Origin of the sequence: Peribacillus sp. FSL E2-0218, from assembly GCF_037992945.1 — a bacterium.
GTDB classification, from domain to species: domain Bacteria; phylum Bacillota; class Bacilli; order Bacillales; family DSM-1321; genus Peribacillus; species Peribacillus simplex_B.
Genome location: NZ_CP150304.1, coordinates 4,232,587 through 4,257,555 on the forward strand (window position 1 = coordinate 4,232,587; position 24,969 = coordinate 4,257,555).

Consider the following 24,969-nt stretch of genomic DNA (forward strand, 5'->3'; position numbering starts at 1 on the left):
GGGTCCTACCCGACTGTGATTAGTCACTTCCCATTTATGGAAAGGAGACTGAAATGACAATAGAACATGTAACAAATTTACTTTCAACATTGTGTTATTTTCGTGAAGTAGATATTACCCATACTTTTACCTCTAATGGAATTCGAATTTTAAAATTAAGATGCTTAACCATTAATTCACAACAAATTTTTCAATTAACTTATCCAGATAGGGATATAGTAGATACTTATAGCGATATAGCTCAAGCTGCAGAAGTAATTACAAACCTTATTTCTAAAGATACTCATATTCATACTCCTGCTTAGGAGTATTTTTTTTGTTAATTTACTGATTACCTTACAGTTTGTGTCAACTGCGTGATACATCTTAATGAACTAACCTGCCCCGATAGTTCCATAAGAAAAATGCTGCCTCAAATGGCAGCACTTGTGTTATATACGTCTTGGAGTTTATTATCACAACTGATAAGTTAATAACAGCTTTCGTGTTTTTTCATAATTGATATACTCTCTATAAAACTCGGGATAATCACTTATGCTTTTTTCAAAAAAGCTATATTGTTGATAGACCTCAAAGAATGATAAATGAAGCCACTCTTTTTGTTCTTGAGGCATTCTGTTTGCCCTTCCTTTTAGAACATAACTGAGACTTCCTGCGATGTTCATCCAATAGGTATTCAAATCAGCAGTTAAGCTATCGTCCTTGGAAAATTCATTTATAAAATCATTTTGTATCTTATCAGTATCACGGTAAGGAAAGGGATTATATAAACTTTGTTTTATTGCCTCGAGCTCTTGATAAATATGGTTTTTATCTATGTTTAACACCCACCAAATAAATATGTTGAATATATTTATTTTACCATATAATCTTCAACTAACCTGCCCCGTTAGTTCTATAAAAAAAAGTCCTATTTATAAATTACTTCTTAAAATCCAATACACCTTTTTCTGCGACTCCATTTGTAATAAATCCACCTATTAATTTAACTATTTTACTGTCTTCATCAAATTCTACCTTATATTTTTGCTCTTCGTATATTTCAACACGTGGAGTTGCATCAAATATGCTAACCTCTGAAAGCATATTGTTTTCATAGAAGTATTCCTCGTAGTAAAGGTCTGCATACTCCTGTGTGCCACATACGCTACGTTCATACTTAACAATTTTCCCATTATCATAAGTACATCTGGACACCACATCAATGTGACCCATATTATCAAACTCTACTCCAAGAACAATATCATCGGAGTAAATCAAAAATTCTTCATCAAAACGGCTAACTGGAGTGGTAAACTCATTTACACCTTTTACCCTTATCAATCTATTGTCTGCATCGAAACCGTATTCATAAGAATATTTCCCAAAATCGGTTTTTCTTTTAAGTAATTTACCTCTTTTAATATTTCCTACGATTAAATCAAATACCAGACTTGGACAATAATATCCTCTGTGAATTGTTTCTCCACCTTTTGAATACTCAAAAGTGACAATTTCCTTTTCATTTGAATTCTGTAATTCGGAAAGTTTACTCGCAAACTCATTTCTAATGCTTATTAACCCTGAGATAATATCTTTGAACGAGTTTAATTTATCTTTGTCGATTTGAATATTTGAATTTTTCATTTGTTCCATCGCTGATTGTTGCAATTCATTCAGGATTTGTTCATAGTCATCCATTTTATCACCCTTTTAATAGTTCATTAACTTGTTGTTTGTTGCTTATTATACTAAACTATCCTGCCCCGTTAGTTGCATAGGAAAAAGCTGCCTTAAAGACAGCTCCGATCTTCAGCTAACGCACCCGTTAGCTTAATAACTATATTTTCTTTTTAAATCTTAAAGAATAAACTTTTTATTTATAAGATAATCAATCAAAAACTGAAGAGCTTCAGATAACATCCGATTATTAGCTTCAACGAAAGTAATATCCCTTTTTTCAGTAAATTGATCAATAGTAAACTTTGGATATTGTGTTATTGTTGAGTAGAGGTGACCTATTTTGAAATTAAAAACAAAAGGAATTAAAAATAACGTTTACTTGTTTTTTATTTCTTTATCTGTAGTTTATTTAACTCTGCGTTTTGTAATGTTGATTCTACTTTCTTTAGAATTTGCTCTTATCTCTCCTGATGGAAAAGAGTTTATTATGGGAACACTGATCCCTGATTTCTTCTTTTTAACTATTTATTGGATAGCTTCATTCTTATATTTCAGAAATACAAAAATTCCACTAATTATAAGTCTTGTCCTATTTACTGTCCTTGTCATTTCTATTTTACCTAGACTTTACATTGCCAAAGAGTATCATATAATAGAAGATCGAAATTTAAAGGATGACTATGCAGTAAGCTATCATACTTACAAAATCATTGGAGAAGAATACAGAGGAAATTCAGTTCGAGTATATAAAAAAGTCTTCCCTTTTACTTATAAACCTCAATCCGAATATAAAGACAGCACAAATCAAGCTGGCGATATGAAGGAATTATATCGTAAAAATTACAAAATAAAAGATGGGAAGACTCTGATTATTGGAGATTTCGAAATCCCATTAAAATAAAAAAGGCACCATATTTAATATGGTGCCTCAGACTGTAGACAAACTCGATGAAAATCGAGTTTGTCTATTTTTATGGCCTGTACAATTTAGACGTTGATTTCCACTCCAGGCACTCGCTTTCCGCGGGCGGTCGGGGAGCCTCCTCGGCTTTGCCTGCGGGGTCTCCCCTAGACGCGCTTTTCCCGCAGGAGTCTCGAACACCCGCTCCAATCAACTTTGTCTTACCTTTTAGATAGAACACTTTTGACTGGAGTCATTTTTGTTTTAAAATTGAAGTATTAAAACTTGAGGTGATGAGGATGCTTTCTAAACATGATTCTATTCAGCGAGATCAACTTGAAATGATTACTTTAGATCAACTGGTGCCACCGAACCATTTGGTTCGTAAAATGGAGGCTGCCATTGACTTCACTTTCATTTATGACTTGGTGAAAGATATGTACTCAGAGGTAGGACGCCCAAGTATTGATCCAGTTATTTTAGTTAAACTGACTCTCATTCAATATACCTTCGGTATTCGTTCCATGCGTAAAACGATTGAAGAAGTTGAAACCAATATGGCTTATCGTTGGTTCTTAGGCTATGGTTTCCATGATAAAGTGCCTCATTTCTCTACGTTCGGAAAAAATTATGAGCGACGCTTTAAAGATACAGACCTGTTTGAACAGATTTTCTGTCGCATTTTAATGACAGCTGCTAATAAAAAGGTAATAAGTGTAGAACACGTTTTCGTGGATTCCACACATGTGAAAGCCAGTGCGAATAAACGGAAATTTGAAAAGAAAATCGTTCGTAAAGAAACACGAGCGTATCAAGGACGTCTTCAAGAAGAAATCAATCAAGATCGTGAAAACCATGGAAAGAAGCCTTTTCCACCAGATAAATTTGATAAGGAAGAAACCAAAGCAATTAAAGAAAGTACTACGGATCCTGAGAGTGGCTACTATGTGAAAGATGAACGAACAAAACAGTTTGCCTATTCATTCCATGCGGCCGCAGACGGCAACGGTTTTGTATTGGGAACGATTGTAACACCTGGTAATACACATGACAGTCATATTTTGGAGCCACTTGTTGAGCAAGTGATTGAGAAAGTTGGAAAACCAGAAGCAGTTGCCGCAGATGCAGCTTATAAAACACCAGCGATTACAAGCTACCTATTTAACAAAGAAATCACACCTGCTTTACCCTATACACGTCCTCGTACAAAAGAAGGATTCTTTCGCAAACATGACTATGTTTACGATGAACACTTTGATTGTTACCTTTGCCCTTCGGGAGAAACTTTAAAGTACTCAACAACAAATAAAGAGGGCTATCGCGAATACAAATCGCCCAAACAAATTTGTGCAACATGCTCATTTTTATCACGGTGTACGGAAAGCAAAGACCATCAAAAAGTAGTGACACGGCATATCTGGCAAGCATATGTGGAAGAAGCAGATCATCTGCGTCATCATCAAGAGGTAAAACCTATATATGCGAAACGCAAAGAAACGATTGAGCGTGTATTCGCAGATGCAAAAGAAAAGCATGGTATGCGTTGGACTACTTTAAGGGGACTTAAAAAATTGTCGATGCAGGCGATGCTTACTTTCGCTGCCATGAATGTAAAGAAGATGGCCACTTGGACATGGCAAGGTCCTAAAACGGCTTAACATAGTGGCTCGAAGAGCCCAAATCTCGTAACCTTTGGTCAAAATTTCAAAGGAATTTCAAAAGGGGTTCGGAATTTTTTAATTCCGAACCCCTTTTGTCTACAAACTGAACCCTTTTATTTAAGGGCTTTTTATTTGTTCCAATAACCTAATTACGTATGATTTCTTATTAAAACTATCCTGCCCCTTTAGTTCATTAAGTAAAAAGGCCACCAAATGGCCGCCCCGGTTCTCAACTAACGCAGGTGATATTTCACAAGGTCTAAATAGTTTTTTATCCATTAATGGTTGAAACAGCAACAATGAATGAAAATATTATTGCTAATATTGCATCTTGTCTTGTAGTTGTTCTTATCAGTGGCATCCAGCTAATCTTACCCATTAGGCTAACAAGTCTCGCAATAATAAAAAAGATAACAAAATAACTAAAAAACGTTCCAATCATATTATCACCTTGCTTCATTTGTCTTTTATTGTAACATTCATCTTCAACTAACCTGCCCCAATAAGTCGCATAAAAAAGCTGCCTGAAAGACAGCTCCGTTCTTCAGTTACCGCACCGGTTACAGAAAAGTTTAATCTTTCTTATCCTTTTCAAGTAAATCAATTATTCTATCAAGCTTTTGTTCGATATTTTCTGACTTGTTTGGTTGTTTTGTAACTAAAGAACGAACAAGAAAAAACACACCAGAAAAAATTCCAAATATAAAAATAAGGAAAACTAGTTGATATAACATATCGCCAATATTCATTTAATTCCTGCCTTTATAAGTATTGGTGTTAGTGTACCTTATTTATAAGTGCACAATTCTATAACACTAGCCCCTTTAATTGAAGGCCTCATTCTTACTTAGTTTTTCAAAAAAACGACACTGTCGCTTCTTTCCACTTGAAAATTTAAATCATCCTTACTATTAAGCATATAACCTGCATCTTTCACATTCTTAGATTCAAACGATATACCATATCCATTATTCTCAGGATACCCATATAAATAGCAGACCACTTTTCCATCGTTCAAAAATACTATCTGATTCATTCCTTCATTTACAGTTTCGCTAATGGTATCCCATTTATAACCTACCGTTTCATATATATCATCTTTCGGGGTATATGGCCGAAAGGAATATACTACATCCCAGTCGAACGGTGTTACATCTAATAAATTTATTGTTTCAACGGAATTTCCAATTGATAACACTTCTTCTTTTAACAGCTCTTCGTTTACATCCCATAATTCCTTCTTTAATAGATTCATAACGATAGCTATACATATTATACCAAAAACAATGATCACTACTGTTTTTTTAGATTTCATATCTGTAACCACCTTGAACAGCAACTTTCCTAACGAAATTACCCACTTCATTATAACAATGTTTTCCAAAAATGTGAATTCTACATGCACTAACCTGCCGCCTTTAGTTCCAAAAGCCAATGAAAATGTACGTTTCTTCCCATTATCATACATTCAAATCTTCTTCCTTCCGTTCGTCTTCTTCTTGTTCACAAGCGTATAAGGGATGATGCTAGAAGTCAAAACAAGTAGGTGTGAAGTGATTAACACGCACTTTGCACGGTCCTTTTTTCTTTTGAAATAGTAAAAATCTGAATTCAAGGAAGACGTAACAATGAGCAAAATAGTAATCCATGCAGAAAAACCGTCAACAGCAAAGGTTTATTCATGCCTTTACAATTTTTCAAAAATTGTTGACTCCTTTTTGATTAACCTATATAATTCCCAATATAATTTAATACGCAAATTCACACTTTTGTGAGAGGCGGAATTTTGTAGAGTTTTTGGCTCTGTTTCATTCGCTCGTTGTCTATGTATAGACAGCGAGCGTTTTTATTTTTTGGGAGGGGTTTTTTGAACAAATCAAAATTTTCTTTATTAGTATTATTGGGTGCCTGTAGCTACGGTGCACTTTCTTCCATTATTAAAATTGGCTTTTTAAATGGATTTTCTTTCTCTGAACTTTTAGGGGGACAATATGTATTTGGTTGGATTGGACTATTATTACTCGTTCTTTTATTCTCTCGTAATAAAGTATCCAAAAGTAATATATTCGCGTTGTTAGCTGTCGGGACATCAATGAGTTTAACGAGTATTTTTTATGGTCTTTCTGTGAAGGAATTACCTGCATCTATTGCTGTTGTTCTATTATTTCAATTCACATGGATTGGTGTGCTAATTGAAGCAGTTGCTAACAAAACTTTCCCAAATAGGGGAAAGATATTATCCATCCTGATCTTATTTGTAGGAACTTTGCTTGCTGGGGGTATTTTTGAAGGCATAGGAGAACAATTATCTACAAAAGGTATTATCTTTGGGTTGCTAGCAGCAATAGCTTTTTCCATATATATATTTACAAGTGGAAGGGTAGCTACAACTGTACCAACCTATTCAAAAAGCTTTCTCATGACAACGAGTGCTACACTCTTCGTTTGCTTAATATTTCCACCCACTTTCTTGACCGATGGTACATTGCAGGCTGGTTTATGGAAATATGCTTTCTTACTTGGGCTCTTCGGTGTAGTTATACCCGTTATTTGTTTCTCTATTGGGGTACCAAAGGTAGGCATAGGACTTGGAACAATTTTAGGAGCCGCTGAACTGCCTACAGCAATCATCGCTTCTGTTACACTTGTGCATGAAATCGTATCACCTCTGCAATGGCTTGGAATTGTTTGTATTTTAATTGGGATTTTCATACCACAAATTCTGATTGTAGGAAAAGAAAAGAAACGAACCATAAAACCAAGCACATAAAAAAACTTATTGTTTTAGCTATCCTTTATTTTGTTTATGATGCAAAACCATATAAAAATAAAACATTTAGTACAATTGTCAGATACAAATATCGCGCTTATAAATTATCATTTTGGCTCAAAAGAAAAGTTGATTAGTGAGACGGTTAAAGTCTTATTAATTAGCTTTCAAGGTACTTTTTCTATTTTAGATGATATTAAAGTGCCAGCGAAAGAAAGATTAAAAATATTTTTACTTAATTATGTACTAGTAATTCAGCAATACCCTGAGTTAGTTAGGAAAATTATTGCAATGGGAACTACGGTATTTACATCTCAATACGAATATGGAGATTTTTTGAAGAAGCTAGGTTTTAGTAAAGTGAAGAATATTCTGATCGAAATAACAAACGAAACGGATCAGGAAATTTTAATGATGATGACAGTTTAAATTTTTATAATTCTTGAATCAGGGGCAGATATAAGAGTACTGCCTGTAGAAAAACAGATTGATTTCTTATTTGAACGCTATTTCTATAAAAATTGAGACAGTGGGTGATAGAGATGGTTAGTTTCTTTAGAAAGCATTGGTGTGATATAGGGTTAGTTGCGGCTATTGTTGTCGCTGTTTGTTTAGTCGCGAATTGGGGAGAAATGAGTGAAATAAAAGTACTGTTAGCGTTAAGTTTTGTGGCCATTTTAGTGCATCAATTTGAAGAGTATCGTTGGCCAGGTTATTTTGCCGGTTTGTTTAATGTAGTTATATTTAATAGTGATATACCAGATCGCTATCCATTAAATACGCAATCCGCTATGGTAATCAATATTTTAATTGCGTATGTTTTTTATTTACTTCCGGTTTTCTTTCAAAATATAAGGTGCGTAGGCTCCATAAAAAATAAAGGGCGATACATATTAGACATGATTAATATGTATCGCCCTTTTACTTCATGTTTTACAATCGCGCCCCGATTGCCGAATAAAACTAAACTTGATATTTCTGAATCAAACCTACAAACGTATCGACAAATGATTGTAAGAATTGAACAGTTCCTTCATTCTTAACTTTGCCGTTTTCATCCAATAAAGCTGCCGCGTTACTTAAATAAGCTTCCGGTTGTTGAACCACTGGCATATTTAAGCATACAAGTGATTGACGTAAATGGTGGTTTGCACCAAAACCGCCTAAATTACCAGGTGATTGACTAATAATGGCTGCTGGTATACCATTCCAAACACTCGCTCCATAAGGACGTGAACCTATATCCAGTGCATTACTTAATACAGCTGGCACAGAACGGTTATATTCAGGTGTTACAAATAAAAAAGCATCAAATTGCTTTGTTTTGTTACGAAATGCCGTATATTCTGGTAGGACATTATTTTCACTATCATCATCCTGATTATAGAATGGGAGATTTCCGATTTCGATACATTCTGTTTCATATCCTTCGGGAAACAAAGCTGCAACATTCGATGCGATTTTTTTAGAAAAAGATTCTTTTCGTAAGCTACCAACTAAAATACCGATTTTTGTCATTTAATATCATCCTTTCTCTCAATGTTATTATTACGCATAATGGTCATATTAAAAAGTACGCACTTAAAAGTGGTATAGTATAGAAAAAGATACTTAAGGAGCTATTAGGCTGAATATAGAACCAGAATCATGCCGTGTAGAAGATGCTTTAAGTATATTAGTCGGGAAATGGGAACCAATTATCTTATTGCATTTATTTACGAACGGTACTCAAAAATTCAGTGAGTTAAAACGAAGAATGCCTGGAATCACGCAAAAAATGTTAACCAATCAATGACGTGAGTTAGAAAACGAGGATACTATTCAGCGCGTTGTCTTTCCACAGGTTCCTCCTAAAGTGGAATATTCGATTACTGAATACAGCAGGAGCTTGGAACACATCTTACACGCAATGGATGAATGGGGAACAAAGCATACATTGCATAAAAGACAAAAATCGAACGAAAGAGCGAGTAAATAAAATACGGCCTTTATTGGGTGCCTTTACATTTTTAATATCTTTGCTAAACTAACCTGCCCCGTTAGTTCCATAAGAAAAGAGCTGCCTTTAAAACAGCTCCGATCTTCGGCAAACGCACCCGTTAGTTCATTAAGGATATTTTATTTTTTTAACTGCTTATTTAAAAATACAAGAAATACTCTTTGAGATTTTTCCCTTTTTATAATTCTTTTTACACGCATTGTACATTGTAAATACTGCCTAACATTTCTATCTACAAAAAACAATCGATGATATTTTTCATCTTCGTATATTTCTTTAAACCAAGTATGATTCTTCAGCATTTCTATATTTCGATCAATTTTTCGAGTATCCAAAGAATTATCACCGAATCCTGCTGATAGAATGCCTAAAAGAAAATCTAACATAGCTTAATTATCCCCCTGTTATTGGAGTAAAGCACCCGTTAGCGTAAGAAGAAAAATTGGTCAATAGCTATTCCAAAAAATATTAAGGCAGCGACAAACCAAATTATATATTCTTTTTTATTTCTTTTGTTAACTATATAATTTTCAATCCCTATTAAAAGCATCACAAAACCTACTGTAATTTTTATAATCGTGGAATATGTGTAATAAACTGTGGTATCAATTTCATTCAATGCTTGCAACGAAACAAATATTGCAATGATTGATAATAATATCTGTACAAACATCAGAGGTTTAATTCTGCGTGACAACTTCTCAAAAAAAGTATTCTTAATTTTATCTAGGAAAGAACGCATTTTGCCTATATCCTCCAAGTTACTTTGTAGTTACTTCTTCAATCTTAACAAAACACCTTTCTTATTTATCTAGAAAGATGTTCCAACCTTAATGAACTAACCTACCCCTTTAGTTCCATAAGAACAGAGCAACCTTAAAGACAGCTCCGATCTGCAGATAACGCGCCCGTTAGTTCTATAAAATAATGTAATTAATTAGATTTTTATTATTTTATCTTCATCCCATATACGTCCCAAGGTCACTTCATTATTAATAAAGTTTATTTGAAAAATGTCAGGATTAATAAGATTTTTCCAACACTCGAAATCAAAGTCACTATGATAATTCTTTAAAAGTAAGGATATTATATTTCCGTGACTGACGATTACTGTGTTTTCGGTCCCTCTTTTAAAGACTTCTTCTGCAACATTTACAATTCGATTCATTGCTTCTTGACTTGACTCTCCTCCTTCAAATTTTAATTCCATATCATTAAATGTTGCTTTTAGTTTTTCATACCAATCAGGTAAGTCCATTGTACTTAGTATTCGTTCTGAGAGGCGTTCATCAATCTCTATTTTAATATTTGTTTTCTCACTTAATGGTTCTACCGATTGAATAGCCCGCAAAAAAGGACTTGAAATTATTCGGTCAATTTTTTCATTACTGAAGAAATCAACTAAATATTCCGCTTGTTTTAAACCTTTTTCTGTTAATGGAGATTCCGCAGGTTGCCCCTGTGCTTCACAATGTCTGACAATGAAAATCTTCTTTAACATAAGCCCCTCCCACCTCTATTGGTCGCTTGGTTTACTTGCTTCTTCTGATATATAAACTTCCCAGGAAACTATGGTAGTGCTATCCCTAACATTGTTTTCTTGAATTTCTTGCAGCAATAATTCAATACCATCGTCGGTTTGACAATTAGCAAACACTTTAAATATTTCACTTGGATTAATAAAAGGGGCATTTGAACATTCTATTAAACCATCAGTAGTCAAAAAAATATGATTTAACCCTTTTCTTAGCTCTCTTGTCCCACTGGTATAACAAGGCACTTTGTTATCAAATGTGTTGACCTTTCCTACCCATTCATAGAATTGCCTTTGATTAAGTTGATATTATCCAAGTACAACTAAATCTTGATGAAACAAATAAAGAATACAGTCTCCTACCGAAAACCACCAAAGATACTTATGTTTTCGTACAACGATTAAACAGGAGGTTTCACCTTTTACTTTACGACAAATAGAAAGAAATTCATCACTTTGAAAAAGGTTTAATATCTTCTCTTCAAGGTTTTTAAACATATAATGATTTGTAGTAGGAAAGGATAATAGGTTTTCCATATCCGTTTTATTCTGTTTAAAAAGATCAATCACTATCTCAGCACTGTCGGCAGTATAGTGTGCATCTAATATAATTACGAATTCCCAATCCTCATTTTTATTTGACCACACTAAGCAACCATCTTCGTTCTTATTTTGACCTGCTTCTGAGTACCCTCCATAACGTCCAACAATAATTTGGTTAAGCTTTTGAATATCTGGATTATCAATAAAAGCTTCCTGACTTCCAACCCAACTAAATTCTTCACCCTTATAAGTCCCTGAAGTTTGTGTATCTTCAGTGTGGTTATTACAATAACAACCTTCCACAATAACTATCCCCTTTTCCGATATAGATAAAATTATAAAACAAATATAACCAAATTTGTTATTTATCTAACTATTGCTAATGAAATATCCCAAATGATTATATTTGATCAGATAATTACTCTCTTAATGAACTAACCTGCCCCTTTAGCTCTATAAGAAAAAAACGACACTTCGTTATTGAAGTATCGCACCTAAAGTTCAAGAAGATTTAATATGGGATTGTCTTAATTTTTCGATGATTAAAGGTAATTCCGCCAAATCTTCTATTATAAAATCTGCTTCGACATTATTCCATTGAAAATCTCTTTTCCAAATTCCCTTCATCCCTACATTTTGAGCAGCGTTCACATCATTTTTTGGATGATCGCCAACAAATATACTTTCATTAGGTGAAACATTCAGTTGCTCCAAGGCTCTCTCAAATATTTGTGGGTCAGGTTTTTTAATTCCTTCCCATTCAGATACTAAAATCGTTTCAAAATACTTTTTAATACCTAAAGCCCTTATATTATCTATCTGAAACTGTCCTTTTCCATTTGTAATCATTCCTAGAACTAGATTGTTACTTCGTAATTTTTCTAACATGCTAATAAGATTTGGAAATGAGACGCAACTATTCTTAAATTGGCTTATATAATCTTGAAGTAAATCTTCCCAGGTTATCCCTGTAATATCAAATTCACCAGCCAATTGTTAATATACTTTATCTTTCCAAACATAACCTCGACAATCTAACTCTTTGAACCTTGATGTGTATTCCTCTTTTGGTATATGTCCTATCCATTTATTTAATCTTTCATATTGTCCTTCAATAAATTTTTGTAGTGAAGCATCTCTATTTAATAAAGTCCCATCTAAATCAAAAATCACTGCATTAATCACTTTTCCCCCACCCCCTAACAATTACATAATTATCTATTTCGTTATACTTACTCCAAATTCCTTGTTGAACTAACCTGCCCCGATAGTTGCATAAGAAAAAGCTGCCTTAAAGACAGCTCCGATCCTCAGCTAACGCACCCGTTAGTTGAATAAGAAAACTAAACGAACAGTTGCTCCAGTATCCCTATAAACAGAATTGATAATATAACAATTGGTATTGAAATCAATATCTTATTTCGTAACCTAATATTCTCGAATCGGCTATATATCTTATTTATTACTCCGTAAACGATTAGTATGAAAAATATACTTATACATATTGCTAATAAATCAACAGAAGTAAATGGTTTACCTATGTATTTATCCAGGGGAATGTTGATAACAAAAATTGCTGAAAATAAGATGAATTGATAAACACAAAATCTAACATAATTCAAAGATGATTACTCCTATTCTATGGCTTTTGATATATTCTTTTTTGAATACTTCTAATTTCATTAACGATTTATTAACCTTTTCCTTTAACAGAGCCTTCTTATTTAATCATATCATCTAAAACTTTTCGTTGTCTGAAGAAATAGAAGTTCATCTTAAACTAACCTGCCCGTTAGTTCTATAAGAATCTATTTTTTTGAAATTACAGTAAACATTCCTGTCATATTGGGTGAGAAGTTTTTAAAATCATATCTCTCATAGAACGGTTCTTTACCTTGCGATGCAAACAAACCAACAAACGCCTTATCCGGGGCATTTGTTTTTAAGTATTCAACCAAAAGATTCATTATTTCATTTCCAATACCATTTTTCTGATATTCTGGATGAACCACTATATCTTGGATATAGAAATAAATAGCTCCATCGCCGACAATTCTCCCCATACCCACAATTTGTTCATTATCCTTGACTGTGATGGAGTGAAGAGAATTCCTTAGGGATGTTTCCACCACTTCAAAATTCATATAATTAGTCCATCCCACAGATTCACACAAATATTTGTATTCTTCCAATGTGGGGATATTATTTTCAATCTTATATTTTTTCAAAATTTTTTACTCCAATTCCTCAAATTAACCAATAAATATATATTCGTCATAGTTTTATTTACTCCTCTTCCTCAGCTAACCTGCCCCGTTAGCCATCCATGAAGCGCAAAAATCAGCGCTTCACCACAGAGAATGAAAATTGGTCTCTATGTCGATAATGTTTTAATGGCTGGCGAAAAGGTCATTGAACTATGGTGCCTTTAAGCCCATCCGTTAGTCTGTTAGTCTGACTCCGACGACCACGGTGTACCACCGACTGTCGCGCCCTTTATGGGTAGCACTCATGGGAGATTAATCCTTTTTTGGTTGTCGCGCTAGCTTCCAATTAATTTGCTATGATTGGAGGTTTTTGTTTAACGATTTACCAAACTCAATCAGATCACTCATAAGGCTCAGCCTTTTTTAAAAAGCGTTTTTACTGGGTCTATTTTCTTGTGGTTTTTTCTGGATTTTGAGCTTTTTTAATTTTCTTGGGAGTTCTAAATGCCAATGAAAATGATTAAGCTTTTGTTTCCACGTAGTTTATTCGTACTGTGCAACATTAAAACTTACACCCACCTTACATTATTTGGTTTATAATATTGATAAGGAGTTGTTGTCTAATTGAATGTTAAAAATTTAAGTACATCCATTTCTGAAGATATAATTATCACTAATTTGACAGGTTTCATAAGCCTTGCTGATGTAAACACCTGGTTTAATTCATTTGAGAAAACGTGCTATTCATTTATTAGACATGGAAAAAAGTATAAGTTGTTAGTTAATCGTAAAGGTTATACTCCAGAACATTTTTCTGTACAAAAATTGTGGAAAGAAAAATTTTTCTCTAATAATATATTAGAGAACACGATTGCAGTCGCTTTTTTATTAGAAGAAGGGGATATTCTAATTCACCTAAAACATTCTAATACCAAAGACAATGCAATGTTCTCAAGTAACTATGACCAATTAATTGACTGGCTTACTAAATATAAATAATGGATTTCTACTCCTAAGTTGCTGAAAGGTAACTTTTTTTCATGCACAGTTTGCGTCAACTGCGGGATACTTTTTATAGAACTAACCTGCCCCGTTTATTCCATAAGAAAAGAGCTGCCTTTAAAACAGCTCCGATCTTCGGCAAACGCACCCTGTTAGCTGAAGAGAAAAGTATTGATTATCTTCCCTCTTCATTTGTCCTTATTCCACTTATATGGGACTTTCGCCCAATTATATAGCAAAATAATCAAGAACAATATAAAACAGGCCATTATGTTATCTATCCAATCAACCTCTTTGTTAGCAATAAATTTCCAAACGGTTAATATCACAAAATATATTAAGGGAAATCTGATGCTTTGCTTAAACATAACATCACCGACTTCATTCAGATTTTTTCTACAAGGTTTGTTATGTAAAACTAACTTGCTCCATTAGTTTTTAAATTCATCCAGGTCAAATCTTGCAATTTCTTGATTTTCGATCGTTACAATCAGGAAAGCATCAAATGCATTCTCTTTCAGTTGGGCTAATTTTTCTTTTGAAGGTACAAGCAACGGAACTTCGGGGTTTTCTTCGCTTACACCTAAATCGTAGGTACATGTATACTTCTCCTTTTGGTCAGCATTAATAATGGATATAAGGGATTGGCCGAACCCTACGCCACTCTCATTATAATCATCAGGATTGTATATATTGAAGCCTATCACATCTTTTGACACCGATTTTAATTGGTCTTTAGGCTCAATCTTAAGTTCGATTCCTTTATCAGCTTTCTCGATGCTGCCTACTGGATCATTGCCATTATTTTTAATGGTGAATTGATAAAATAAAGCGGTCGGTATCAGCTCATCTCCCTTTCTTTCCCCTTCGGTTATCCTAATCCCACCAACTACGCTTTTATCTTTCACAATATCAACATCCGCATCTACTAGCTCCAGAGAAGGCTTTGCTGAACAACCTGGTAAAAAGAATAAAACGAAAAAGAAGCTAATAAAAAGAACAAACCATTTCCTCAAGTGATCACCCCTATTTCACACTACCATAATTCACCTAAAAATACATAGAATTCTGCTGAATTCACTGCATCTTTTGGCCCTGTTAGTTCGCATATTTCACACTTATAATTAATATTCAATTGATCTAATTTACTAATATGGATTTTTTCACTACCGGGGCCGTTAAATGGAAAAGAATGATCTTAATTTATTGAAACAGGAATAATGGTGGTTTCCATTCAAAAGAAGGAGCAACAAATGAGCAGCAATGTTTAAGGACAGAACCTTATCATTTAAAGAATATAGAAATGTGTAAACCACATTTGGGGGAATGAAAATGAACATAGAGATGCCTTTAGTGGTGGATGGAAAATTGGTAGTAAGCAGAAAAGAAAAACATGGGTATCACAAAGAAGGAAAAATCAAAGCGAAAGAAATCACGCCCGTATTCACTACAAGAATGGAAACCCGTCAATATAATAAAGCAACCCATAATCTGGATATCAGAAATGTTTTAGATGTAAAATCTTTCTTGAGAAGCATCACACTGGATTGGGGAACCCATGTAGCCACTGTAAGGAAATGGGTGAAAAGGAGTCCAGCTAAAACAGTCATCGTATCGGGAATTTTCACGATTTTATTAACACTTTCGGCTCAAACCGCTTCTGCGTGTATAGATGAATATACGTATGTGGTGAAGGATACGGATACGATTGAAGCTATTTCTAAAAAACACGGTGTTACACCGCAACAAATCAAAGAGGCAAACGGCATCACTTCGATTAAAGATCACCAAAAATTACTTTTACCAAGTGTTAAAGATGCGTATGTTACAGCCACTTCTTTGAATGTTCGTTCCTCACCTAGTACAAGCAGCTCCATTGTCGGCAGCTATAAAAAAGGGGATGCAGTAAAACTTATCCATGTGAAAAATGGATGGGCAGAAATAATAATCGAAGGCAGAGTGGTGTTTGTGAGTGCCGCTTACATTTCTGAATCTAAAGCAACGGATCAAGGTACGGGTCCTGTTGATACTACCCCCGATACATCTGTTCAAGCTAAGACGATGTATGTACATGCAAGCTCGTTACGTGTTAGGGCCGCTGCCTCTGCAACTGGTGCAGTATTGGGTTCCTTGAAACAAAATAGTAAAGTAACGGTGGTTTCAACCACTAATGGTTGGGCTCAAATCACGTACCACGGAAAAAAAGCATATGTGAGCGAGAGCTATTTAACTGCAAAACCGCAAACAAGCAAACAAGAGAACCCTTCCCATTCTTCTATATACATTATTAAAAGTGGAGATACATTTACTAAGATTTCTAAACGTTTAGGCATTCCTGTAGCGGTTATTCAAGAAGCAAACCCTAAAGTGGACTCATCAAAATTAACAATCGGACAAACGATAAAGATCCCAGTCGTGTCCCCCCCTACTCAAACCAATACGACGATTAACGTTAAAGGGATGGTTACAGGAGTCGACTCAACGGGCGTTTTCCGATTCATAGCCAATGATGGTGTTACTTATTCAGCAAAAGCCACTTCCGATTCACTGAAAAATGAGCTGTTTTCATTACAAGGCACTGAAGTGGAGTTAACATTGGACAGTAAACGAGGCAAACAAATGACGCTGATTGCCATCCGTCCATTCAAGTAACTCACAACAAAAAAGCATCCAGTTGGATGCTTTTTTCATTCGGCTTTTTTATACGATCATTGTTGACTGGCAGAGGTGGATCTACCGTGAAAAATCTTGAACAAGGAAAAGAAGATACAAGTCTCACGAATACGAGTCCTTATACTAGTTTCGATGGCTTAGATGTCGGAAATTGCGCCTGATGAGCGTTTAACCACCGTTATAGCGATCATCTAGCGAGATGCCGAGAAGCAGGAAAAAATAAATTGTCTACATTTGTGTTATTGAAATCACTATACACTAAAATAATACTTCTTGGACTACCCTGCCCCGTTAGTTCCGTAAGAAAAAGGAAGCATTCAAAGTATGAAACAAATTTTAAAGGTTTAATCAAATAAACCATCTCCATAATTTGTTCCATCAGTATCCAAAATGACTACCTTTGATTTTATACGAGTAAGTGCTACAGCTATATACGGATTTGGCTCAGGGTTTTTATTAAAAGACGTCCGAATGCGGATGATAGTCTTTTCACTATCTTCGTTCACTTCCAACACTTCAATGGTATTTCCCTTTCTTTCACCACCCATTGATATTAATAAAAAGTCCTCCCCTTCACCTCCTTTAAACTTTTTGTAACCGACAATCGATGTATCTTTCTCGATTTTTTCAATATAATTCCCGGTTTCATCATCGGTCAGTCTTTCCTTATCCACAACCCTGTAGTCAACTTGATTGATAAATACGAATAAAATATGAAGAGCCATGATTAATGGAACCCCAATAAAGAGAATTTTCCTTCCTAAGGGATATCTATTTAAGAAAAAATATAGAATCGCCAGTGTCATTACACCAAGGCTCAATACACCATACGGCATCCCCTCAAACCCACCAATCACAAAAAGTGAAAACACTAAAATCAAAATGCCTAGTGAGAATAGAAGTAAGAATTGAGTTCTGTCCTCTATCTTTCTCAAAAATAGATAGGTGAGTCCACACATAATAATTCCCAGTATAATTCCTGCTTCATACATGTATAAAAAAATACTTATCTCTCCCTTGTTTATTATTTAAAAAAGGACATGTTAGTATAAATGGTTGTTAAGGAATTCCAGTCAAATTTTCACCCAATTCAAAGAACTCCTTCTTACTATTGTTTAATACATATCTTTTGAGTAACATTTAGGCCAGTGTTCGTCATTCATTCCCTTTCACACTCTCTACTTGAATAATATTACAAATTAATAGAATGCCACATTCATTTTTTTCATTACTATTCCTAAGGAGGTTTAATGTTTATCACACAGTTGAACTCCCCTGCCCCGTTAGTTACATAAAGAAAAAGCTGCCTAAAAGAAAGCTCCGATCTTCAGCTAACGCACCCGCTCATTGTTATTCTCTAATAAAATCCAATCTTTAAAATAGTCGTCATCCTTTAATTTCAAATCGTATTTTAAAAAACGTACAAACTCTAGTGTATTTACTTCCTTATATTGATAATGATCATAATAATTTTTGAGAAAATCTTCTGCTTTTAATTTCCCACCATTTTCCTGAAAAACTTTCCAGAGCATTTCGGAAGATTTCCCATAAATATAACCACTCTGTTCGTTAAAAGAGTATTTATCTAATGGTAAGTTTACAGGTAAAGTAAATTCCCTAGAGAGCTCTTCATCAAAGGAACTATCATTACCTTGATTTGCATAAAACAACGAAGTAGCGAGCGTTGTTATACCTTCATCCAGCCAGGCATCGTGATAAGGATCATTACTTATAACCCCATAAAACCATTGATGAGCAATTTCGTGAACAACTGTACGTTTTAGATGTTCAGGACTTTCAAGCCAATGATTATAAATAGAACTAGCTGTTACTACACCTGGATATTCCATTCCTAATTCATCTAAAATAATATCCAGTTGCTTATGAGGATAAGGTCCAATAGTATCTTGAAAGTAATTCATTGCTTCACTCGCGATCTCACTTATTTCTTTATGTAATTCTTTTCTTTCATCAACCCCAAATACTCTTATTGTAATGTCATCTGTCTTCTTTTGGATCACATTTGGTTCCCTCAGTAACGAAATATAAAATTCTTTCAAGTTTTTCCCTTCTAAAACGCCTGTACGTTTACTTGGATACCTATCAGTATCGCTAGATGAAATTATTGTTAAATCTTTTGGCAATTTGTATTGTATTTTGAAATCACTAAATCCAGTATGATAGGTCTCACCTTTCAACCGATACGCTTCCTTATTCCAATTATGGTTTCTATATGTGGCAATCATAGGATACCATTGGGCTAGAAAATAATTAGTTTCATTTTTGGTAAATCGAAAACCCTTCTCTGGAAGAGTGAATTCATACTTAATGTCGACAACTACATCTTTATTTGGTTCTAACTTTTCATTTAAAGGAACGGTTAACGTATCTTTTTCAAGATTGAACTTTACTGTTTCTCCATCAAGATTGATGCTTTCGACTTTAACAGTAGAGGGTTTTTCTAAGGATGAATTAGTTTCAGTAAACATATTTGGAATAAAGTAAAATATTAACTGTTCCCATTCATCAGTAGAGATATTTTTAATAGAAGTAGTTGAATGGATTTTAAAGTTACCTTCTACATCCATTTCCATATTAATATCGTACTCAGACTCACTACCTGGAGATAATCCTTTTGGTGAAAACCCTTCCTTATCCTGTTTAACCGTTGAAGTGCTGGGAAATTTCACCTTTTCCGTTCCATATATCATCCAGATTGAGCCAGTTGCAATTAATAGTAGGCATATAATAATTAATTTTTTAATCTCTTCACCTCATTACATTTCGATTGTTAGCTTCTTAAAGAAAGTATTTCTTCAAAAAAATGTAAAACCCTTCTGTTTTCTTCTGCAACTATCCTCCCCCTTTAGTTCCGTAAGAAAAAAGGAGGCCGCTGCAAACTTCCTTATTGATAGCAAGCACCGGTTAGTTAAAACATATTCCAATCGATTTTGGGCAAAATATCTGTAACTAAAAAAGGAGGTAGTCATGGTTAAGAAAACGATACTTGTCATATGTACATTATTTCTTTTGAACATAGTTTCACCAATGCTAGGGGCAAAAGCTTTAACCTTTGGTGAATTGCCAGCCAAGCAAACATCGAAACAATGGTCTGTTCAAATAGGACAAGCTGAAAAAGGTAAGGGGTTAGCAGAATCCAAAAACGGAGAATATCATACTTACTCTTTAGAGGTTGATAACATTGGTAAGGATGTAATATCTGCGGAAATTCACATGTATAGAAATGAACCTAATTCTATGACGAAGTTTGCACTTTTTGGTTGTCCTCCTGATCACCCTTGTAGCAAACTAGATACTGATGAACAAGCGATTACCTTAGCTAAACAACTGAATGATGGGTATCCTTATCGATTTAGCAATTTCCTTTTGGCTGAAAAGGCTACGGAATTAGAAGTTGAAATCGTTTGGACTAAAAAAGGCAGCGAAGGCAGACCGTTAAAAGAAACATTTACATTCACTGCGGAATAAAAAGAAAAACAAAAGGACCGAAATAATCGGTCTTTTTCTTGAACTAACGCATCGGTTAGCTCAACAAGAAATGAGTGCTCCTGGTGCTCTCTTATCCTTACTGTCGTATACATAAGCCATTTTCTTCAATAATCTCCTTAACCTTCTGAAAGCCTATTGTTGTCTTAGAATAAACAGGAAAAGACAAATCCCAATTCCCGATTATCACTGTATCAAGAGAAGGAAAGAAAAAATTAGTAAAATACGATTCATTCACGGAAAGTTTCGTTAAAAAGATAAGGGCTTCAACGTCACCTATTTTGTAAATACCCTTGTTGCTGGAAAACAACTTTCGAAAGAAATTTGCCTCTTTTCGATGTAAACAGCTTAATATATGCCTGAACTCTGCTTTTACCAAACCTTTTTTATAAATGTGTACATACACTTCATTCTCTTCTATATTTTCTATATGAAAAAAATTCGTAAAGGTACTAACGAATTTGGGACCGTACTTTACATTATGACTTCTCCCCAATAACTCTCTTGCCTCTTCTTCAGTGAGAACTCGATTATATACATCCATAATACCGATATGATTGTATAACTTACTTGGTTCTTCAACAAGATGAGTATTGAATTTTTTAAACTTTGAATGCAGCATATTAATTTCTTCATTCGTTACCAATTCTAACTTCATATTTTTCCCCCGTTGTTCATTTTGTTCTAATAATATTTTATCACCTTCTTTAACTAACCTGCCCCTTTAGTTCATGAAGCAAAAAGGCCACCAAATGGCAGCCCGGGATCTCAACTACAGAACCTGTTAGTTCAAGAATTTTCTATTTGGTATTTAGGTAATAAACCCGATCAGTCCAATCACCAAATTCCCCGTTTACGAAATAAGCTTAGAGAAAAATCACAATAAATAGTACTCCTAGAACAATAAGAGTTATCCAATAAGAAGACAATTTCCTTTTATTTTTAATTTCGAATAAAAGAATCCTTTTCTCAACCAAACTCCAAAAATGACAATAAACAGAATACCAAAAAGAAGGAACATTTTTAATATAGAGTCACTCCCATTTTTTACAGCTAAATGAATTGGTTATTGCTCTCATAAATTCTTGAACTACTTCCCCAAGGATGGTATCCGTTACCTATATAAGTGAATCCATATTTTTCATAGTATCCAATGTGGTCAGTACAAAGGAAAACTTTATTGAATCCTGCTTTTTCCGCATCAGCTTTAGCACGCATTAGTAGCTCTTTGCCTAAAGACCTACCACGATAGCTATTTTCAATATAAAGGGCACATATCCAGGGCCATAAATCCATACGACTAATAAAATCATTGCTAATGAGACCTGCGCAGCCAATAATTTCATCCGAATCCTCCATCAAATACCAAATAGGGAGCGGACTTTTTGTTGTTATGCTGTGCATAATGCAGTCTTCATATACTTTCAGGCTGTTTTCGTTTGCCCATTTGCACTGAATATATTTAATTGCTTTTTCTTTATACTCTGGATAATCTCTAACGCTAATAATTGGCATATTGTTTTCCCTTCGTTAGCTTATTTTATATGAATTTATATACATTTTTTAATCAAATTTATTGTAGTAAATTAGTTAAAGAAGATTTTCATTTTATTATGAGCCTTAACTAATGTAAAAGATAATATAGCAGAAATAAAGATTAGGATAGATCCAAATATATATACAGCTCGTACTCCAACAAAATCAGCAATAAAACCCATCAGAAAAATGGATAAACCTGTAACAGTTGATAAAAGGATACCTTGGGATGCATACACCTTTGGTAAATGGTTGGCTTGAATATTTATTTGAAATGCAGTTTGTTGAGCTACATCTCTTATTTGGTAGGCTGGACCCATTGCAACACAAAGCAGAAGAGCCAGTATAGGGTTACTCGTCAGCCCATATATTAACGTGAAAATACTAAATAATAACGAACCGATCGCCATACTAAAAATTAAGTGCTTCTGTATGGTTTTAGCTATGAACAAGGTGATTATACCCCCAAAAATAGTACCCATATAATAACTTGCATTAATAAACCCCCACCATTGTTCCCCTTGGTTTAAGGCTTCTTTTACATACACCAATGTTATTGCTCCTATCCAAATGGAACCTGCCATTCCCTCAATAACATCCATTAATGTAACCAGTCTAAGAGTTTGATTACGCCATAAAATAACCCATCCTTCATTCATTAGTGTCCATTTAGACTTATTTTCTATTTGAACTTCAACGTTATCCATAAAATATTTTGATGTAATATATAAAGCCAATACAGAAACCCAAAGCAATACTACATTAAAAGCCAAAGTTGAATTATGTCCCCAATTTATGACAGCAAAACCTGTAAAGCTATACCCAGCTATTTGAACAGATTGTGTTGTAATAGATAAAGAACTGTTAGCTTTCACAAGATTTCCTTTCGGTACAATTTTAGGTGTAACAGAATTAAGTAACGGGTTTCCCCATCCTTCCATAAAAGATATAACTAAAATAAACAATAACAGAACATAAATATGATTAGTTATAGGCAAGAAACCCAGAAGTAAGAAAGTAAGTATTATAGCCTTCAAACCTTGAAGACTCACAAGTAATGTAGAGAAAGTGAACTTTTTATAAAGTAATGGTGATGTAAGACCAGCAATCAAATTAGCCAAGGCTTTGAATAAAGGAAATAATGAAGCCATTAATGCAGAATCAGTTTTTTGATATATAAATGTGGTAATTACCATAATGTAAAGCACATCAGCTAGGGCGATACTTGTCTTAGCAAACCAGAAACTATAAAACGGTATTCTTTTCATAATATCTCCTATTAATAAATCTACCCACCTATACAATCCCTGTTTTTTACAATTATATCATTAAATACTTGTTTTCCTTAATGAACTATCCCGCCCCGATAGTTCCATGAGAAAAGGAGCTGCTGATCAGCTCCTGATAATGAAGTAAAGCACCCGTTAACCAATAAAAAACAATCTAAAAATATAGTTTCTTTTCGAAGTAAAAGCGTGTTTTGAAAAAAGATACGCTTTTACTATAATTAATGAATCATTCTTTTATTAAAGAAACTTGCCGAAACTGGTTAAAATAATCATTAGCATGACAGCTGCAATCGATCGATCACAGAGACTGACATGATTGATAAAACTGGAATTTTGATGAATTTATTTTAATAATGATAATATCATCGCTACAGAATTTTCTACAAATGAACGCTCTGGACGAGATTTCATTAACACGGTAAGTCCGATTAATGAAACGACTAGTGTCTGTGCCAAAACTTTAGCATCAAGGCTGCTTTCGAGCTCACCTGAGCGAATACCTCGGACAATCGTTTCTTGAAATATGATCGAAAGATACATTTGATGCTCCCTTGTAAGGATTTCAAATTTTTCATCGTGAGGAGCAAGTTCCACCATTGTATTAATGCAAAAACATCCTTTGTTCGGACTTTCTTTATATTCCTCTTCCACCAAATCTTCAAAAAATGTTTGAAATGCTTCCTTTACAGATAGATTGTTTTGAAATTTTGTTCGAATATGGGAAGCATGTAGCTTTGTATATTTGCGTAATGCAGCCTCAAACAATTTCTCTTTGTCTCCAAAAGCTGAGTATAAGCTTGGTCGTTGTATCCCCATTTTGGCAGTCAAATCGCTTAGCGAAGTAGCCTTGTACCCCTTCTCCCAAAAAAGCAGCATAGCTTCATCCAACGCTTTTTCCTCATCAAATTCACGAAGTCGAACCATAATACATCCCTCATTTCAAAAAACAAAATTTCTTCACTAGATAATTAATCTTGTTCTTGATTCTTTTTTATTTGCTCAATGATTCCCAATCTGTCCACCTGAATCCAGTATTCCACTATTTTTTGATCCTCTAACAGGTATACGGCACTTCCTAATTCAATAACCTCTTTATTTGTAGGCAGATACCCCTCGTACTCTCCGATATGCATTCCTGTCTGCTTCCATCTGACATGAACTTTTTGATTTTGAGAAATTAATTCTTGGATTTCTATTTTAAAATTCCCCCATGCATCTTTCATTTCTCTTATATGATCAGCATAATTCTCAGGTGACCTTTTAATTGTCACCATGCTTTCTGAATTCACTTGATGTGCTCTTACCTCTTTCGCCATAAAAAACTTAGCTTGTTCGGGGTTGCTACCTGACCTGACAACTTCAAAGAAGCTTTTTATAATCTGTTCGTTTGTCTGCAGGAATTTTGGAGCTGGTGAACCGCCCCCAGATATTTCCGTGAATTCGTTATTCCCCGGTATTTGATTCATGGATGATTAACCCTCCTTTTAATTACCAATCGGTATATTATAATCTTATTTAATTACAGTCCTAATGTCAAATTGTGATGATCATTTCAAGGACATCATTCTAATTACTGCTTAACTTACTTGACATCAAAACGTTTTGTTGGTTATCCTTATAAGGAATTATTTCATACTGAACGATATATTATACTTTTAAGTACAAAAAGGAGGGAAGTTATGGTG

General features: G+C 34.3%; 25 protein-coding genes and 4 pseudogenes. 10 read left to right on the top strand and 19 right to left on the bottom strand.

Annotated elements, in window-relative coordinates:
- The first annotated feature begins 53 nt into the window (after window positions 1-53).
- On the top strand, window positions 54-305 hold the full coding sequence (locus tag MHI53_RS20290; protein WP_340372099.1) for a hypothetical protein: 252 nt from the start codon (window positions 54-56) through the stop codon (window positions 303-305).
- Between the two features lie 150 nt (window positions 306-455).
- Here MHI53_RS20290 and MHI53_RS20295 read toward each other — a convergent pair whose 3' ends face one another.
- Entirely contained in the window at window positions 456-827 is a 372-nt protein-coding gene (locus tag MHI53_RS20295) for a YxiJ family protein (protein ID WP_340372100.1), read from the bottom strand.
- Window positions 828-921: 94 nt separating this feature from the next.
- On the bottom strand, window positions 922-1,680 hold the full coding sequence (locus tag MHI53_RS20300; protein WP_340372101.1) for a hypothetical protein: 759 nt from the start codon (window positions 1,678-1,680) through the stop codon (window positions 922-924).
- Window positions 1,681-2,002: 322 nt separating this feature from the next.
- Here MHI53_RS20300 and MHI53_RS20305 point away from each other — a divergent pair, with 322 nt between their 5' ends.
- Window positions 2,003-2,563 carry a hypothetical protein gene (locus tag MHI53_RS20305; protein WP_340372102.1) on the top strand — a complete coding sequence of 187 codons (561 nt, stop codon included), beginning with the start codon at window positions 2,003-2,005 and terminating at the stop codon, window positions 2,561-2,563.
- A gap of 299 nt (window positions 2,564-2,862) precedes the next feature.
- Window positions 2,863-4,221 carry an IS1182 family transposase gene (locus MHI53_RS20310; RefSeq protein WP_340372103.1) on the top strand — a complete coding sequence of 453 codons (1,359 nt, stop codon included), beginning with the start codon at window positions 2,863-2,865 and terminating at the stop codon, window positions 4,219-4,221.
- Window positions 4,222-4,796: 575 nt separating this feature from the next.
- Here the strand turns inward: MHI53_RS20310 and MHI53_RS20315 are convergent.
- Window positions 4,797-4,973 carry a DUF4083 domain-containing protein gene (locus MHI53_RS20315; RefSeq protein ID WP_340372104.1) on the bottom strand — a complete coding sequence of 59 codons (177 nt, stop codon included), beginning with the start codon at window positions 4,971-4,973 and terminating at the stop codon, window positions 4,797-4,799.
- 98 nt (window positions 4,974-5,071) lie between these two features.
- The gene (locus MHI53_RS20320; RefSeq protein ID WP_340372105.1) at window positions 5,072-5,692 is read right to left on the bottom strand and encodes a hypothetical protein; all 621 of its coding nucleotides are present in this window, start codon (window positions 5,690-5,692) and stop codon (window positions 5,072-5,074) included.
- 399 nt (window positions 5,693-6,091) lie between these two features.
- Here MHI53_RS20320 and MHI53_RS20325 point away from each other — a divergent pair, with 399 nt between their 5' ends.
- The 3 genes and pseudogenes from MHI53_RS20325 to MHI53_RS20335 form a co-directional block, all read left to right on the top strand.
- Window positions 6,092-6,994 carry a DMT family transporter gene (locus MHI53_RS20325; protein WP_340372106.1) on the top strand — a complete coding sequence of 301 codons (903 nt, stop codon included), beginning with the start codon at window positions 6,092-6,094 and terminating at the stop codon, window positions 6,992-6,994.
- A 36-nt stretch (window positions 6,995-7,030) separates the two neighbouring features.
- Window positions 7,031-7,519 (top strand): annotated as a pseudogene (locus MHI53_RS20330) (TetR/AcrR family transcriptional regulator).
- 8 nt (window positions 7,520-7,527) lie between these two features.
- Window positions 7,528-7,848, top strand: a pseudogene (locus tag MHI53_RS20335) (HXXEE domain-containing protein); the annotation flags it as partial.
- A 109-nt stretch (window positions 7,849-7,957) separates the two neighbouring features.
- On the opposite strand, the gene MHI53_RS20340 reads toward MHI53_RS20335, so the two are convergent.
- A complete protein-coding gene (locus tag MHI53_RS20340; RefSeq protein ID WP_061140939.1) occupies window positions 7,958-8,512 on the bottom strand; it encodes an NAD(P)H-dependent oxidoreductase in 555 nt (184 codons plus the stop codon).
- A gap of 109 nt (window positions 8,513-8,621) precedes the next feature.
- Between MHI53_RS20340 and MHI53_RS20345 the strand changes: the two are divergent.
- Window positions 8,622-8,972: pseudogene (locus MHI53_RS20345) on the top strand (helix-turn-helix domain-containing protein).
- A gap of 140 nt (window positions 8,973-9,112) precedes the next feature.
- Here MHI53_RS20345 and MHI53_RS20350 read toward each other — a convergent pair.
- From MHI53_RS20350 to MHI53_RS20375, 6 genes and pseudogenes are all read right to left on the bottom strand, one after another.
- The gene (locus MHI53_RS20350) at window positions 9,113-9,379 is read right to left on the bottom strand and encodes a hypothetical protein (protein WP_061140940.1); all 267 of its coding nucleotides are present in this window, start codon (window positions 9,377-9,379) and stop codon (window positions 9,113-9,115) included.
- Window positions 9,380-9,417: 38 nt separating this feature from the next.
- Window positions 9,418-9,735 (bottom strand): hypothetical protein, encoded by a 318-nt coding sequence (locus MHI53_RS20355; protein ID WP_061140941.1) that lies wholly within the window; start codon window positions 9,733-9,735, stop codon window positions 9,418-9,420.
- Window positions 9,736-9,930: 195 nt separating this feature from the next.
- Complete coding sequence (locus tag MHI53_RS20360) at window positions 9,931-10,494, bottom strand: histidine phosphatase family protein (RefSeq protein ID WP_340372107.1); 564 nt, start codon at window positions 10,492-10,494, stop codon at window positions 9,931-9,933.
- A gap of 342 nt (window positions 10,495-10,836) precedes the next feature.
- Window positions 10,837-11,373 (bottom strand): PP2C family serine/threonine-protein phosphatase, encoded by a 537-nt coding sequence (locus MHI53_RS20365; protein WP_340372108.1) that lies wholly within the window; start codon window positions 11,371-11,373, stop codon window positions 10,837-10,839.
- 198 nt (window positions 11,374-11,571) lie between these two features.
- Window positions 11,572-12,255: pseudogene (locus MHI53_RS20370) on the bottom strand (HAD family hydrolase).
- 623 nt (window positions 12,256-12,878) lie between these two features.
- Window positions 12,879-13,298 (bottom strand): GNAT family N-acetyltransferase, encoded by a 420-nt coding sequence (locus MHI53_RS20375; protein ID WP_061140944.1) that lies wholly within the window; start codon window positions 13,296-13,298, stop codon window positions 12,879-12,881.
- A gap of 603 nt (window positions 13,299-13,901) precedes the next feature.
- Between MHI53_RS20375 and MHI53_RS20380 the strand changes: the two genes are divergently transcribed.
- Window positions 13,902-14,276, top strand: coding sequence for a hypothetical protein (locus MHI53_RS20380; RefSeq protein ID WP_061140945.1), 375 nt, complete (start codon window positions 13,902-13,904; stop codon window positions 14,274-14,276).
- Between the two features lie 434 nt (window positions 14,277-14,710).
- On the opposite strand, the gene MHI53_RS20385 is transcribed toward MHI53_RS20380, so the two are convergent.
- Window positions 14,711-15,295, bottom strand: a complete 585-nt coding sequence (locus MHI53_RS20385) for a hypothetical protein (RefSeq protein WP_340372109.1) — start codon at window positions 15,293-15,295, stop codon at window positions 14,711-14,713.
- A gap of 316 nt (window positions 15,296-15,611) precedes the next feature.
- Here MHI53_RS20385 and MHI53_RS20390 point away from each other — a divergent pair, with 316 nt between their 5' ends.
- Entirely contained in the window at window positions 15,612-16,931 is a 1,320-nt protein-coding gene (locus MHI53_RS20390) for an SH3 domain-containing protein (RefSeq protein ID WP_340372110.1), read from the top strand.
- 365 nt (window positions 16,932-17,296) lie between these two features.
- On the opposite strand, the gene MHI53_RS20395 is transcribed toward MHI53_RS20390, so the two are convergent.
- Window positions 17,297-17,944 carry a YesK family protein gene (locus tag MHI53_RS20395; RefSeq protein WP_340372111.1) on the bottom strand — a complete coding sequence of 216 codons (648 nt, stop codon included), beginning with the start codon at window positions 17,942-17,944 and terminating at the stop codon, window positions 17,297-17,299.
- A gap of 339 nt (window positions 17,945-18,283) precedes the next feature.
- A complete protein-coding gene (locus MHI53_RS20400) occupies window positions 18,284-19,663 on the bottom strand; it encodes a M1 family metallopeptidase (protein WP_340372112.1) in 1,380 nt (459 codons plus the stop codon).
- A gap of 277 nt (window positions 19,664-19,940) precedes the next feature.
- Between MHI53_RS20400 and MHI53_RS20405 the strand changes: the two genes are divergently transcribed.
- Entirely contained in the window at window positions 19,941-20,441 is a 501-nt protein-coding gene (locus tag MHI53_RS20405; protein WP_340372113.1) for a hypothetical protein, read from the top strand.
- A gap of 97 nt (window positions 20,442-20,538) precedes the next feature.
- Here MHI53_RS20405 and MHI53_RS20410 read toward each other — a convergent pair whose 3' ends face one another.
- The 5 genes from MHI53_RS20410 to MHI53_RS20430 all read right to left on the bottom strand — a co-directional run bounded on the left by MHI53_RS20410 (window position 20,539) and on the right by MHI53_RS20430 (window position 24,750).
- Entirely contained in the window at window positions 20,539-21,117 is a 579-nt protein-coding gene (locus tag MHI53_RS20410; RefSeq protein ID WP_340372114.1) for a hypothetical protein, read from the bottom strand.
- 395 nt (window positions 21,118-21,512) lie between these two features.
- Window positions 21,513-21,974, bottom strand: a complete 462-nt coding sequence (locus tag MHI53_RS20415) for a GNAT family N-acetyltransferase (protein ID WP_061140952.1) — start codon at window positions 21,972-21,974, stop codon at window positions 21,513-21,515.
- Between the two features lie 71 nt (window positions 21,975-22,045).
- A complete protein-coding gene (locus MHI53_RS20420) occupies window positions 22,046-23,263 on the bottom strand; it encodes an MFS transporter (RefSeq protein ID WP_340372115.1) in 1,218 nt (405 codons plus the stop codon).
- A 363-nt stretch (window positions 23,264-23,626) separates the two neighbouring features.
- A complete protein-coding gene (locus MHI53_RS20425; protein ID WP_340372116.1) occupies window positions 23,627-24,208 on the bottom strand; it encodes a TetR/AcrR family transcriptional regulator in 582 nt (193 codons plus the stop codon).
- Between the two features lie 44 nt (window positions 24,209-24,252).
- The gene (locus tag MHI53_RS20430; protein ID WP_081092310.1) at window positions 24,253-24,750 is read right to left on the bottom strand and encodes an ester cyclase; all 498 of its coding nucleotides are present in this window, start codon (window positions 24,748-24,750) and stop codon (window positions 24,253-24,255) included.
- Window positions 24,751-24,969 lie beyond the last annotated feature (219 nt).

Coding starts and splice junctions, on each gene's coding strand:
- MHI53_RS20310 (WP_340372103.1), top strand. CDS start 2,863: ATGCTTTCTAAACATGATTCTATTCAGCGAGATCAACTTGAAATGATT.
- MHI53_RS20405 (WP_340372113.1), top strand. CDS start 19,941: ATGGTTAAGAAAACGATACTTGTCATATGTACATTATTTCTTTTGAAC.
- MHI53_RS20410 (WP_340372114.1), bottom strand. CDS start 21,117: ATGAAGTTAGAATTGGTAACGAATGAAGAAATTAATATGCTGCATTCA.
- MHI53_RS20430 (WP_081092310.1), bottom strand. CDS start 24,750: ATGAATCAAATACCGGGGAATAACGAATTCACGGAAATATCTGGGGGC.
- MHI53_RS20315 (WP_340372104.1), bottom strand. CDS start 4,973: ATGAATATTGGCGATATGTTATATCAACTAGTTTTCCTTATTTTTATA.
- MHI53_RS20360 (WP_340372107.1), bottom strand. CDS start 10,494: ATGTTAAAGAAGATTTTCATTGTCAGACATTGTGAAGCACAGGGGCAA.
- MHI53_RS20415 (WP_061140952.1), bottom strand. CDS start 21,974: ATGCCAATTATTAGCGTTAGAGATTATCCAGAGTATAAAGAAAAAGCA.
- MHI53_RS20425 (WP_340372116.1), bottom strand. CDS start 24,208: ATGGTTCGACTTCGTGAATTTGATGAGGAAAAAGCGTTGGATGAAGCT.
- MHI53_RS20400 (WP_340372112.1), bottom strand. CDS start 19,663: ATGATATATGGAACGGAAAAGGTGAAATTTCCCAGCACTTCAACGGTT.
- MHI53_RS20355 (WP_061140941.1), bottom strand. CDS start 9,735: ATGCGTTCTTTCCTAGATAAAATTAAGAATACTTTTTTTGAGAAGTTG.
- MHI53_RS20350 (WP_061140940.1), bottom strand. CDS start 9,379: ATGTTAGATTTTCTTTTAGGCATTCTATCAGCAGGATTCGGTGATAAT.
- MHI53_RS20395 (WP_340372111.1), bottom strand. CDS start 17,944: ATGTATGAAGCAGGAATTATACTGGGAATTATTATGTGTGGACTCACC.
- MHI53_RS20420 (WP_340372115.1), bottom strand. CDS start 23,263: ATGAAAAGAATACCGTTTTATAGTTTCTGGTTTGCTAAGACAAGTATC.
- MHI53_RS20320 (WP_340372105.1), bottom strand. CDS start 5,692: ATGTATGATAATGGGAAGAAACGTACATTTTCATTGGCTTTTGGAACT.
- MHI53_RS20340 (WP_061140939.1), bottom strand. CDS start 8,512: ATGACAAAAATCGGTATTTTAGTTGGTAGCTTACGAAAAGAATCTTTT.
- MHI53_RS20290 (WP_340372099.1), top strand. CDS start 54: ATGACAATAGAACATGTAACAAATTTACTTTCAACATTGTGTTATTTT.
- MHI53_RS20300 (WP_340372101.1), bottom strand. CDS start 1,680: ATGGATGACTATGAACAAATCCTGAATGAATTGCAACAATCAGCGATG.
- MHI53_RS20390 (WP_340372110.1), top strand. CDS start 15,612: ATGAACATAGAGATGCCTTTAGTGGTGGATGGAAAATTGGTAGTAAGC.